Source organism: Phyllobacterium endophyticum, from assembly GCF_003010935.1.
Lineage (GTDB): Bacteria > Pseudomonadota > Alphaproteobacteria > Rhizobiales > Rhizobiaceae > Phyllobacterium > Phyllobacterium endophyticum.
On sequence record NZ_PGGN01000002.1, the window covers coordinates 1,143,425 to 1,155,296 of the forward strand.

Genomic DNA, 11,872 nt, shown 5'->3' on the forward strand with positions numbered 1-11,872 from the left:
TTCGCCCCAACTATTGGACGACGGATTTGTCTTTTTCCGGCAAGGCAAATATCTGGCCCGGGAAAATCATGTCGGGATTGCGGATCTGTTCCTTGTTGGCCAAATAGATCGTCGTATAACGCATGCCTGCCCCATAGGTACGGCGCGAAATTTGCCATAGGCTGTCACCGCGACGAATAATCACTGATCCGTCGACGCTTTGCAGCGGTGCGGCTGCATCGCCTACCTGCGGCGCCTGGCTGACGGCGCCAGTTTCGGTCTGTGTATCGGCATCGGTCGATGCCGGTGCGACGGCCGAAACACGCTCGCCCGCCTCGCGTTTGAACGGAACAGCGGCTCTGGCGACGACCGTCACTCCATCCTTGCCCAGCATGTCCGCACGTATGATATAGTCACCGACCGCCAGCTGTTGAACTGTCTGTACCAGAAACCGCCCGTTGGGCGCCGTCTTTGTCGTTCCGAGCAAAGCGGAATTTGCGTAAACCTTCACCGCGGAATCTGCCTGGGCGTTCCCGGCAACGAAAATCTTGCTCCCCTCGATCTCGACAGCTTCAACCGTGATCAACGGTTTCTCGGAAGGAGCAGCGACCGGCTTGTCTCCCTTTGGCGCAGCAACCGTCACTGGCTGCGTGGTTACCGCAGCTGTCTCGACAGGTTCGGGCTTGGTAATCATCCGGCTCGGCTGGCCCGATTGCTCGACAAGTGCCAGGACCTGGCCGCTCTTGGTTTCGGGAATGGAAACGATCGCCGTTTCGAGCGATGTGATCGCCGTCCCGTCCTGGCCGGTGGAGCGCAGCACCAGCTGATAGTCGCCGGGTTTCAAAGGCTCATCGAGCGCTATGACAAAATCTCCATTTTCCGTCGATTTAGCAGTGCCGATGACATTCGAGCGAGACAGGAGATCAACCGTGGCGTTCTTCGCAGCGTTGCCGGCGATGACAATGGTGCCCGATGGATCAACTCGCAGGACGTCGAACGTAGGCGCGCCATTGTTCGCGATTGTCGGCGCGGGAGCCGGCGCAGCTTGTCCCAATGCAGCGCTGGTCTCCGGCTCTGTTGTCAGCGACTGGATTTGCGGCTCGGAGTTCTTGGCCGCAGGGGCTGGCTGTGTCTGCGCGGATCCGCTCATCACGGCGGACGGCTGGTCTACAATCTGCCTGCCCGGTACCAAACCTATATAGGCGGCGACAAGACCTGCAGCCACTACAGTACCAAATCCCAAAAGCGCAAATTTACTCTCGAACATCGTTCCCCGATCCTATTGTTCCTTTTGCTCTAGCGCCTTTTCTATCACGCTACAAGAAAACCCTTTAGATTCAGGCCCATTCTTTCGACGTACTATAACGAAGCCGGCATATGAAACGTTCGCCGCATTTGTACCGACTTGACGTTTGGCGATGTGCAAGGCACCACTCATCGGATGAACAAGATTCGATCCATTTGTGTCTATTGCGGCTCATCACCGGGGCGCGACCCGATTTACAAACAAAGCGGCAAGCTTCTGGGCCAGACAATTGCCGAGCACGGGCTTGAGCTTGTCTATGGCGGCGGCACCAAGGGTATTATGGGCGCTGTTGCAGACGGCGTCATGTCCTCTGGCGGCAAAGTCACAGGAATTATTCCAAAATTCCTGATGAACAAAGAGGCCACAGAACACGCGCTTGGCCAGCTTTCTGAGCTTATTGTTACCGAAGACATGCATGAACGCAAGCATAAGATGTTCGAGCGCTCAGATGCATTCGTTACTTTGCCCGGCGGCATCGGTACTGTGGAAGAGATTGTCGAGATCATGACATGGGCGCAACTCGGGCGTCACAGAAAGCCAATGGTCTTCGCCAACATCAACGGATTTTGGAACCCCATGCTGGCTCTCATCGAGCATATGAAGGCTGAGGGCTTCGTCCATACGTCACATTTGGTCAATCCGCTTGTGGTAGACAAAGCTGAAAATATCGTACCTGCCATTCTCAATGCTGCTGCACACGGCAGCCGGGAAGGCAATGAAGCAATCATCGAACGGATGTAGGAACCGTAAAGGATCGAATGGCGGACAATATTACCTTCGATCCCCCAAGCAACCTATCCCTCCTCCAAAGTGATGAGTTTGTCATCGCCCACAGCTTTCGCGCGGACGGTACGCTTTTGCAGTCTGGCGATACCGAAGCGGCAAACAGCGCATGGGTTTGGAAGAGCTATGGACTCGCCGATGCCCGGGCACGGCGAATTATCGAGACTGACCTAAGTCTGCCGGAAGTGGTGCGGGACGCACTGCTCTCCCCTGGCGATCAGTATCAGATCACCTATGAAGACGGATGGCTTTACGGCGAACTTCCCGATCTGCAGCACAAGCATTATGGCGATCCCCGCGAGTTGAGTTATTTTCGGTTCGCTTTCAATGGGCGTCTTTTTATCAGCGGGCGCCGCCATCCGTTGCAATCGGTCGACGATGTGCGCCGTGCCATCGTGGGTGGAAAGGTGAAGCCAATATCCCCCAAAGCGCTTTTCAACGCCATTTTCCGCCGTTTCCTTGATCTTCTGAAGACGGAGATAACCGATCTCTCCGAGACGCTCGACTCAATCGAGGATCACATTGTCGGCGAAAACTGGCAGGGCGAGCGGGAGCGCCTTGTACCTGTGCGCCGCCAGATCGTTGTGTTCCATCGCTATCTCACCGCTGCGACTGGACTATTTCGCCATATCGATCACGCGGACCGGAGAGCATTCCCGGAAGAACTGGATGATCTGGTCGAGGGGCTGTCGCGCCGCGCTGAAACGTTGCACTCCGAAGGAGAACAACTACAGCAGCGCGCGCGTCTGTTACAAGACGAACTGCTTGCGAAATTGACGGACCAGTCAAACCGCTTTCTCTACGTTTTATCCATAATGACGGCAGTGCTATTGCCAAGCACTGTCATCAGTGGCCTTTTCGGAATGAACACCGGTGGCCTGCCGCTTGCACAAAGTGATCATGGGTTTTTGCTGATCACCCTGTTGGCGCTTGGTACTTCCGCCATAGTATATTTCGTCGTGCGGAAGATTGGCCGCCCACGGAAGTAGATCGCGGAGTACATGCGGAGCGTCCATACTCTAGCGATTGTGCGCGATTGCCGATTTCACTTTTTGCGCTTCATACACCATCGACCAGGTGTAAATCGCAAGTGCTGACCAGATAAGAACGAAAGCGATGAGCTGGACGTGCGAAAATGGTTCGCCGAACACAAAGATGGCAATGAAGAAAACAATCGTCGGCGCAATATATTGCATCAAACCAATGGTCGTATACCGCAGCAGCTTGGCACCAAGGGCATAAAAGATGAGTGGCACCGCCGTAGCAAGTCCCGCAAAAAGCAGGAGACTTACATCATTCGGCTGGCCATTGGTGAAGTGGCTTGTGTTCTGCGTCATGGTCCAGGCGATGAAGCCGAGCGAAGGAATGGACAATATCAGAACCTCGAGCGTGAAACCCTGAATGGCGCCGATTGGCAAAGTCTTGCGAAAGAAACCATACAAGCCAAAGCTGAAAGCAAGGATCAGTGAAATCCATGGAAGACCACCTGACCACACAGTCAGCAGAATAACCGCACATGCGGCCAAAGCGACAGCAATCATCTGTGCCTTCGTGAGGCGCTCTGAAAGAAAGAGCCTACCGAGCACAACATTCACCAGAGGATTGATGTAGTAACCTAGCGCGGTATCAACAGTGTGATCGTTGGCGATCGCCCACACATAGGTACCCCAGTTGATAGTAATGAGGCTGGCCGTCAATATGGCCATGGCCAGCATGCGCGGGGTGGTGAAGGCGACTTTCAGATCGCCAAGCAAGCCAAGCCACCACAGAAGTGCCGCGGCAATGGGAACGGACCAGACGATCCGATGGGCAACGACTTCGAGCGCGGGTATGTGCGCGACCGACTTTAGATAGAATGGCAGGATGCCCCATAACAAATAAGCGCAAAGGGCGAAAATGAATCCCTTTTTGCCATCCGACAATCCAGCGAAAGCGTTGGACGTCGCAAGGGTTTCGGCGACTGCTCGATTGCTGTCTGTTCGTTCGGTCATCGTGCGCAGTCCTAGTCCCCGCGCTGCCTGCCGTCTATTGAATTCGACTGATCAATCGATCAAGCCACTTGATGTTTTCGGCAGTTTACGCGTGTTTTTGGCTTTTATAACCTTATTCAGCGGCAATCTTGCCCGCCAAATCCCGATTTTTCATCAATTTATAGACGATTGAGTCCATAAGTGCCTGGAACGAAGCATCGATGATATTGTCGGAAACGCCCACGGTCCACCAACGCACATTGCTGGAATCCGTCGACTCGATGAGAACGCGTGTGATGGCCTCGGTGCCGCCATTGAGGATGCGAACCTTGAAGTCCGCCAATACCAGATCAGCAATCTCGTCCTGGTAGCGACCCATGTCCTTGCGCAACGCCAGATCGAGCGCATTGACCGGGCCGTGTCCCTCGGCAACGGACATGCGCGTCTCGCCATCGACCTCCATGCGGACGACCGCCTCCGAGACAGTCTTGATATTGCCATTCGCATCGAACCGCCGCTCAACCATGCAGCGGAAAGAATCCACCTTGAAAAATTCGGGTACGGTGCCGAGTGTGCGCCTTGCCAGAAGCTCAAAACTCGCATCGGCGCCCTCGTAGGCATAGCCCTCCGATTCATGTTCCTTGACCAGCGCGATCAATGTATCGAGCCGGGGATCGGATTTGGCTACTGGAATGCCGCGGCGTTCAAGCTCGTTGATGAAGTTGGATTTCCCGCCTTGATCCGAAACCATGACCTTGCGGCGGTTTCCAACTGTTTCCGGCGGCACATGTTCGTAGGTGGCCGGTTCTTTGATCAGGGCGGACGCGTGAATGCCGGCCTTGGTTGCAAATGCCGATGTGCCCACGAACGCACCTTGCGGATCAGGGGCGCGATTGAGCAGTTCGTCGAAACTGCGCGAGAGGCGGGAAAGTCCCTTTAATTTCTCGAGGCTGATCCCGGTTTCGAAACGGTTTGCCCAGCTTGGCTTAAGGAGGAGCGTCGGGATAATCGTCACCAGATTGGCGTTCCCGCAGCGCTCGCCGATACCATTGAGCGTGCCTTGCACGTGGCGGACACCAGCATCGATCGCGGCAAGCGAATTGGCGACCGCCTGCTCTGTATCATTGTGGGCGTGGATGCCCAAGTGATCGCCAGGGATCGATTTTATGACGCTACGGACGATCTCGGCGATCTCGGCTGGCTGAGTGCCGCCATTAGTGTCGCACAGCACGACCCAGCGTGCACCGGCCTCATATGCCTTGTGTGCGCAGGCCAGCGCGTAGTCAGGGTTGGCCTTGTACCCATCGAAAAAATGTTCGCAATCAACGATCGGTTCTTTGCCCGCGTCGGCGGCGGCCCGAACGGAAGCATCGATGGACTCGAGATTCTCCTCATTGCTGCAGCCGAGCGCAACCCTCACATGATAGTCCCAGCTTTTGGCAACGAAACATATCGTGTCGGCCGAGGAACGTATGAGTGCGCCGAGACCGGGATCGTTGGAAGCTGAAACTCCAGTCCGCTTGGTCATGCCAAAAGCCGCGAACTTTGCACGTGTCGTGCGCTTTTCAGTAAAGAACGCCGTGTCGGTGGGATTGGCCCCGGGATAGCCGCCTTCGACATAGTCAAAGCCGAATTCATCCAGCATGGCGGCAATGACTTTCTTGTCCTCCAGGGAAAAATCGATGCCAGGGGTCTGCTGGCCGTCGCGCAAGGTCGTGTCGAAGAGGTAGATCCGTTCTTTGGTCACTTGTCCTGCTTCTCCAACGGCCATTTGCCGGTGTCATGGTCCGGATGTTGATAAGAGACCATCGTACTCAGAAACTCGGCGGATTGCGGATCACTGTCGGAGGTCTGACCAGGGAGCTTCGAAAGGTCATCGACGTATGGCAGTTTGTCTTCGATGCCCCACTGGATAGCCGGAGCGACCCCCTCTGGCTCGTCAAACGCGCCAATTGCGAGTGCCATCCCGTCCGGGGCCTCATAGGTCAGCGGTGTTCCGCATTCCCCGCAGAAACCGCGCTTGACATGATTTGACGATTGAAAGCGCTTGGGTTCGCCTCGTGTCCAGGCAAAATCGGTGCCGCGCACCGATGTCAGCGGCGCGAAAAAATTTCCGAAGGCTTTTTGGCACATTCGGCAATGGCATATAGATGCCTCGCCTAGCCTGCCCTCGACTCGAAACCGGATCGCACCGCACTGGCATCCACCAGTATAGACAGGCTTGTTATCCAGACTCATCGCTTCACCTCCCAGGTTGTGACGCGTTCGCCCGTTGCCGGATCTTTTCCGTCTTTCAACTGAATGCCTTTCTCCAGCAACTCGTCGCGGATGCGATCAGCTTCGGCGAAGCTCTTGGCTGTCAGCAGGGCCAAACGTTTACGAATCTTGACTTCAACCTCATTCTCGAGTTCCGGCGCAACAGCTTCAACGCTCAGATCAATGCCCAGCAGCCCAAACACCGCACGATAGTCCGCAGGATCAAGGACGCGCGACTTTCTGATAGACGCCAGCCAGTTGATCAGGCTTGGCGTTGCCAGGTCATCAGACAGAATTTCGATTGCCTCATCCGGGATTACTCCGACGCTGGCATTACCAACATACTCGCGGGCTTTGACCAGGATGTTCTCCGCTTCCTCCAGCTTTCTAATACTGAAGTCGATCGGCTCCCTGTAGTTGGTCATCAGCATGGCAAGACGCAGCACTTCCCCCAGCCATTTGCGGCCGCCGAAGACGTTCGTTTCCAGCAATTCGTGGATCGTCACGAAATTGCCAACGCTCTTTGCCATTTTCTGGCCTTCGACTTGCAGGAAGCCGTTATGCATCCATAGATTGGCCATGCGCTCCGTGCCAAGAGCGCAGCAAGACTGAGCGATCTCGTTCTCGTGATGGGGGAATACAAGATCGATGCCTCCGGCATGAATGTCGAAGATATTCTTTATTGGATCATCGCAATGCAGACCGCCGCCGAACGGCTCAAGCAATTTCGCCATCGACATGGCGGAGCACTCTATGTGCCAGCCTGGGCGACCGAGCCCTTCGATGCCGGCGGGCGATGGCCACCCCGGCTCGCCTTCCTTCGATGGTTTCCACAAGACGAAGTCCATCTCGTCGCGCTTGTACGACGCAACGTCAACGCGAGCACCCGCGATCATATCGTCAGCCGAGCGTCTGGACAGCAGCCCGTAGCGCGGACCCTTGGCAGCATTCATCGAGGATGGCGAGAACAGCACATGACCATCGGCGACGTAGGCGACGCCTCGCTCTACGAGGCGGTCTATCATCGCGACCATTTCGGAAATGTATTCCGTAGCACGCGGCTGAGATGAAGGCGGTAAGTTGCCAAGAGCCGCCACGTCGTCCTGAAACTGCCTGTTGGTGGCTTCCGTGACCTTGCGTATCGCTTCGTTCAACGACAAATCCGGATAGTCACGAGCAGCCCGCGCATTGATCTTGTCGTCTACATCGGTGATGTTACGCACATACGTTACGTGGCTTTCGCCATAGATGTGACGAAGCAGGCGAAATAACACGTCGAATACGATAACCGGACGGGCATTGCCGATATGGGCATAGTCGTAGACGGTCGGGCCGCAGACATACATGCGTACGTTTCTCGGGTCGATCGGCACGAACGCTTCTTTCGAGCGTGTGAGCGTATTATATAGGCTCAGTTCCTGCGGCATTTTCTTAAGTCTCAAATCTCGTGTTTCATCGTGAGAACGCATATCGTCGCGCTGGCCTGGCGACCGGTGCGTTCACATCTTTATCAGAAATTTCGAGACGAAAACGGCCGGGCCAGCGAGCGCTAGCTGATAATAATCCGACAGGTGATAATGATCGTTATGGGCGACGTTTTCATACCGGCATTTATGATCGAGTGTGGACCAATCGTCAAGGCGGTCCCGCGAGTGCCCGGTGTTGCATTTTTGCCGACTTCGCCATGGTAAATCGATATTAACCGGAAAGCCTAAAATCCTCCCGGAAGGTGCCTTTTTTCCGGCCAATTTGACCGGGAATCCTTGGGTCTTCGACTTTAGGGGAATAGGCCCCGCTTAAAAGGACCAGACCCATGAACGATGCCCAACAGGCAAAGCCGCGCGAAATCGTCCGAGCCGACCATCTTACCTCGCAATACCGTGCCATTGGCCCCGCCGCGATACTGGCGGCCGTCCTCAGTACTGTTCGCCAGCGGCCACAGTTGAAGTTTGCTTCAATTGTTCAGGAAACGGACTAACAAACTTAGACCGATACCGGCCATCACGAGGCCGATCAGTACATCAAGTACACGCCATGCGGCCGGCTTGGCAAAAATCGGCTGCAATAGCCTGGCTCCATAGCCAAGGCCGAAGAACCAGACGAATGAAGAGAGCGCCGCGCCTGCGCCATATGCCGCGCGGCTTGCACCTTCGAAACGGGCCGACAGGCCGCCCAGCAGCACGACCGTATCAAGGTAGACATGCGGGTTCAGGAAGGTCAGCGCCAAGACCGTGCCGATGGCCATCTTCAAGTTACCATTACCCGAACTTGCAGCCTCAAGCACCTCCGGGTGGAGAGCGCGCCGGAACGCCACCGAGGCATACCAGAACAAAAAAGCCGCGCCGCCGAGCGTCACCACCGAAATGAGTGTAGGCGACCTGGCGATGAGCGTACCGAGGCCGGCAACGCCTGCTGTGATCAGCAGCGCATCCGAGAGGGCGCAGATGAGGCTCAGGATAAAGACATGCTGCCGCAGCAGACCTTGCCGCAATATGAAGGCGTTTTGTGCTCCGATAGCGATTATGAGAGACGCGCCGAGGAGGAAACCGGAGAGAGCGGCTGAAAACATGGGATTTCCTATAGGAGGGGTTGGGAGGACTAGAACAGTTTCAGTTGCCCCTCGGGCTCGTATGACTTGCCGCGCGCGGATTGTTTCGCCGGTTCAATCACGCGATCCTGAATTTCCGGACCTGTATTGGCGACATGGTTGACTTTTTCCGAAACGGGGATCGCTTCAAAGAAGTCCGCCTGCGCGGGCTTCATGAGATCGGCGACATGGCGAGGTTCCTGTGACTTGCAGTCGAGCCAACGTGTGAAATTCTTCTGTTCTATCACAACCGGCATGCGGTCATGAATGAAACGCAGATCCTCACTGGAACTGGTCGTCAAAATCGCGCCAGTGTCCATTTCAGAACCCTCCGCATTTCCCCAAGGCTCGTAAAGACCGGCAAACGCAATAATTCCACCATTTCGGGGGCGTACCCAGTAAGCTTGCGATTTTGCCTTGCCGTCGCGCCGCCACTCGTAGAAGCCGGAAGCTGGAATGAGCGCCCGCCTATGGCGCATCGCTGCCTTGAACGATGCCTTGTCTATTGCCGTTTCCGAACGCGCATTGATCATAAGCGGGTAATTTGCGGTATCCTTCACCCAGCCAGGAATGAAGCCCCAGCGAACCAGCAAGGCTCTGCGATCGGGCCTGTTGCTTCCCGGCGGAGGCGTCTCGCCCGCTATTATCATCAGGATCGGCTGCGTCGGCGCGATATTGTAGCGCGGCGGAAAATCGTCAAGCTCCATCAGGCCGAAATACGACATGACTTCTTCCGGTGGGTCGAGGAGTGAAAAACGTCCGCACATATAATCAATGCTGCCTGGTCTATGGAGATAATCCGCATACTCCAATGGCAAGTTTTGCGGACACTTGTCAAAACTTCTCTTACAACTTACCCCTGACGCATGGACCAGATTCCCCTCTCCGCAACAGTCGATGGCGTCTCGGCGGTCTGCATTCGCGATAAGGCGTTCCTGCTCGTGGAGCGAGGGCGTGAACCCTCGAAAGGCTGGCTGGCGTTTCCGGGCGGGAGACGAGAGGACGGTGAGACACCCGAAGAGGCGGCAATACGCGAGCTTCACGAAGAGACCGGCATCACTGCAACCGCGGTAACCTATCTCACCACCGTCACGTTCGACTATTCAACGCCTGAGTTCCCCGCGCCAAAGCCCTTCCGACTGGCGGTTTTTCTCGTGCAGGATTCAACAGGCGAAGCGGTTGCTGCTGATGACGCGGCCGCGGTGCATTGGCTCAAGCTAGAAGAAATGAGCGCTTTCGATGTGACTGAAAGCGTTCTCGACGTCGTTAGCGAGCTCGCCGGAAGATTCAACTCACCGTAACGTTGCGGGAAACGCCTTGAAGATGCCAAGCTTTGCGGTACAACCATCCGGGGAACTTGTCCCGGGGTAGTTTCGTGCGAAGCACAATGATCATTACAGCGTTTTTGACCGCCATGGTCACGGCAGCGCCCGCATATGCGGTCGATCCCCTGTACGAAGCGAAACTTGTACGCTTGGCCGAGGTGCTCGGATCGATACACTCGCTTCGCAACCTTTGCGGCGAAAGAAGCAATCAGTGGCGTGATCGCATGGACTCGCTGCTTTTGGCAGAAAATCCAGATCCAGCGCGCAGGGCAAAGCTTATTGCCAGCTTCAACCGCGGATATCGCTCTTTCAACGAGACTTATTCGACGTGTACGAGCCAGGCGATTGCGGCGATTGACCGCTACCAAAACGAGGGAACGAGACTTTCTTCAGAGATCGTATCGGGATATGGAAATTAACCGGGCTTTAACTGTTGGAGCCAATGAACCGCATTTTAAACAAAAGCTATGGTATTGTTTAGCGGTCGTTTAAGAATTGGCTTCGGCCAAGGATGGTATATCATGAACATGACATCGACAGACCTTGATAGGTTGGTTGCAGAAGAAAAAAAGCTGGTTGCGATCGAATATCAGAATGAAGTCTGGGCAGATGGCACGCTTGAAGGTATCGAGCCCGAAATCATGGCTGAAGCCGCTTTTGCCACCGCATTGACGGAGTTAATCCGTGATAACGGTGAAGTGTCCGCATTGGCCTTGCTCGATGGGCTGCGTGAACGTATTTCTGCGGGTGAGTTTTCATCAAATCGCGTTTTGCAATAATTGAACTCCCGGGTGATTTCGCATGCCTGAAAAGCACTTTTCCGCCTCTGCGGTCGCAAGAGCCTGTCTGCTAGCGGTCGCCGGGTGTATTTTCAGCCTTCCGGCCTTGTCCGCAAGCATCGAGGGGTCGGTTCAACTCGCATTGAGCGAGATCAAGAAAGAAGAACTTCCCAAAACTGCCGAACCTGCAAAACCCGACGCTGAAACCAAGCCGGCCGACGAGACCCAGAACGGCCCCTCCTCTCCTGACAAGCCCGATGCCGCGCCGGAGCAGCCTGTACAGGCGCCGGCAGCGACGGAGGACAGCAGCGCGGGTGAGCAGAGCAGCAATCCTGCCATGCCCAATGCTAAGGAAGGCTCACCAGCGCCTCAGGTCGAATACGACGTCACCAAACTGCCCTTCCCCGTGCAGAAGATGCGCGAACTTATCCTGACGGCTGCAAAATCCGGTTCGATCGAGGCCCTTCGTCCGCTGATCGGATCTGGCGATGACATAACGATGCTGTCGCTCACCGATATCGAAGGCGATCCGCTGGCTTATCTAAAAAGCCTCGCTGGCGATCCGGATGGTCAGGAGATTCTGGCTATATTGGTCGACGTGCTTGAGTCGGGTTACGTGCATATCGATGCGGGTACGGCCGACGAGCTTTACGTGTGGCCTTATTTCTTCGCTTATCCGCTCGACAAGCTGGATGCGAAACAAAAGGTCGAGCTCTTCCAAATCGTCACGGCCGGCGATTACGACGAGATGAAGCAATTTGGCACTTACGTGTTTTACCGCTTGGGTATCACACCCAAAGGCCGCTGGCGTTTCTTCGTCACGGGCGACTGAAAAAACCTCAGAGGCAAAACTTTCTTACCCGCGATGTCACGTTTGGCAGTGCTGT

The 11,872-nt window shown here is 55.4% G+C and carries 14 protein-coding genes; 7 read left to right on the forward strand and 7 right to left on the reverse strand.

The annotated features are described in order from the left end of the window. Positions 1 to 10: 10 nt before the first annotated feature. A complete protein-coding gene (locus CU100_RS13660) occupies positions 11 to 1,246 on the reverse strand; it encodes a LysM peptidoglycan-binding domain-containing protein (RefSeq protein WP_106717067.1) in 1,236 nt (411 codons plus the stop codon). A 174-nt stretch (positions 1,247 to 1,420) separates the two neighbouring features. Between CU100_RS13660 and CU100_RS13665 the strand changes: the two genes are divergently transcribed. Both CU100_RS13665 and CU100_RS13670 read left to right on the forward strand, forming a co-directional pair. Then, the gene (locus CU100_RS13665) at positions 1,421 to 2,026 is read left to right on the forward strand and encodes an LOG family protein (protein WP_106717068.1); all 606 of its coding nucleotides are present in this window, start codon (positions 1,421 to 1,423) and stop codon (positions 2,024 to 2,026) included. A 17-nt stretch (positions 2,027 to 2,043) separates the two neighbouring features. Next, complete coding sequence (locus CU100_RS13670) at positions 2,044 to 3,057, forward strand: CorA family divalent cation transporter (protein ID WP_106717069.1); 1,014 nt, start codon at positions 2,044 to 2,046, stop codon at positions 3,055 to 3,057. 30 nt (positions 3,058 to 3,087) lie between these two features. Here CU100_RS13670 and rarD read toward each other — a convergent pair whose 3' ends face one another. The 4 genes from rarD to cysS form a co-directional block, all read right to left on the reverse strand. Beyond that, positions 3,088 to 4,059: an EamA family transporter RarD gene (rarD, locus tag CU100_RS13675; RefSeq protein ID WP_106717070.1), complete on the reverse strand. Its 972-nt coding sequence runs from the start codon at positions 4,057 to 4,059 to the stop codon at positions 3,088 to 3,090. 112 nt (positions 4,060 to 4,171) lie between these two features. Next, complete coding sequence (gene cimA / locus CU100_RS13680; RefSeq protein ID WP_106717071.1) at positions 4,172 to 5,785, reverse strand: citramalate synthase; 1,614 nt, start codon at positions 5,783 to 5,785, stop codon at positions 4,172 to 4,174. After that, positions 5,782 to 6,276 carry a GFA family protein gene (locus CU100_RS13685; RefSeq protein WP_106717072.1) on the reverse strand — a complete coding sequence of 165 codons (495 nt, stop codon included), beginning with the start codon at positions 6,274 to 6,276 and terminating at the stop codon, positions 5,782 to 5,784. Before CU100_RS13685 ends, cimA begins: the two co-directional genes overlap by 4 nt. Further along, complete coding sequence (gene cysS, locus CU100_RS13690; RefSeq protein ID WP_106717073.1) at positions 6,273 to 7,721, reverse strand: cysteine--tRNA ligase; 1,449 nt, start codon at positions 7,719 to 7,721, stop codon at positions 6,273 to 6,275. Before cysS ends, CU100_RS13685 begins: the two co-directional genes overlap by 4 nt. A 386-nt stretch (positions 7,722 to 8,107) precedes the next feature. Between cysS and CU100_RS26875 the strand changes: the two genes are divergently transcribed. Then, a complete protein-coding gene (locus tag CU100_RS26875) occupies positions 8,108 to 8,272 on the forward strand; it encodes a hypothetical protein (RefSeq protein ID WP_170113818.1) in 165 nt (54 codons plus the stop codon). On the opposite strand, the gene CU100_RS13695 is transcribed toward CU100_RS26875, so the two are convergent. Next, the gene (locus CU100_RS13695) at positions 8,249 to 8,863 is read right to left on the reverse strand and encodes a LysE/ArgO family amino acid transporter (protein ID WP_106717074.1); all 615 of its coding nucleotides are present in this window, start codon (positions 8,861 to 8,863) and stop codon (positions 8,249 to 8,251) included. The two genes, CU100_RS26875 and CU100_RS13695, sit on opposite strands and share 24 nt — an antisense overlap. A 29-nt stretch (positions 8,864 to 8,892) precedes the next feature. Next, positions 8,893 to 9,648, reverse strand: coding sequence for an SOS response-associated peptidase (locus CU100_RS13700; protein ID WP_106717075.1), 756 nt, complete (start codon positions 9,646 to 9,648; stop codon positions 8,893 to 8,895). A gap of 99 nt (positions 9,649 to 9,747) precedes the next feature. Here CU100_RS13700 and CU100_RS13705 point away from each other — a divergent pair, with 99 nt between their 5' ends. The 4 genes from CU100_RS13705 to CU100_RS13720 all read left to right on the forward strand — a co-directional run bounded on the left by CU100_RS13705 (position 9,748) and on the right by CU100_RS13720 (position 11,817). After that, positions 9,748 to 10,182: an NUDIX hydrolase gene (locus CU100_RS13705; protein WP_106717076.1), complete on the forward strand. Its 435-nt coding sequence runs from the start codon at positions 9,748 to 9,750 to the stop codon at positions 10,180 to 10,182. A gap of 86 nt (positions 10,183 to 10,268) precedes the next feature. Further along, a complete protein-coding gene (locus CU100_RS13710) occupies positions 10,269 to 10,625 on the forward strand; it encodes a TIGR02301 family protein (protein ID WP_106717077.1) in 357 nt (118 codons plus the stop codon). Positions 10,626 to 10,727: 102 nt separating this feature from the next. Then, positions 10,728 to 10,985 carry a hypothetical protein gene (locus tag CU100_RS13715; protein WP_106717078.1) on the forward strand — a complete coding sequence of 86 codons (258 nt, stop codon included), beginning with the start codon at positions 10,728 to 10,730 and terminating at the stop codon, positions 10,983 to 10,985. A gap of 22 nt (positions 10,986 to 11,007) precedes the next feature. Next, a complete protein-coding gene (locus CU100_RS13720) occupies positions 11,008 to 11,817 on the forward strand; it encodes a hypothetical protein (protein WP_245419000.1) in 810 nt (269 codons plus the stop codon). The last annotated feature ends 55 nt before the right edge of the window (positions 11,818 to 11,872 follow it).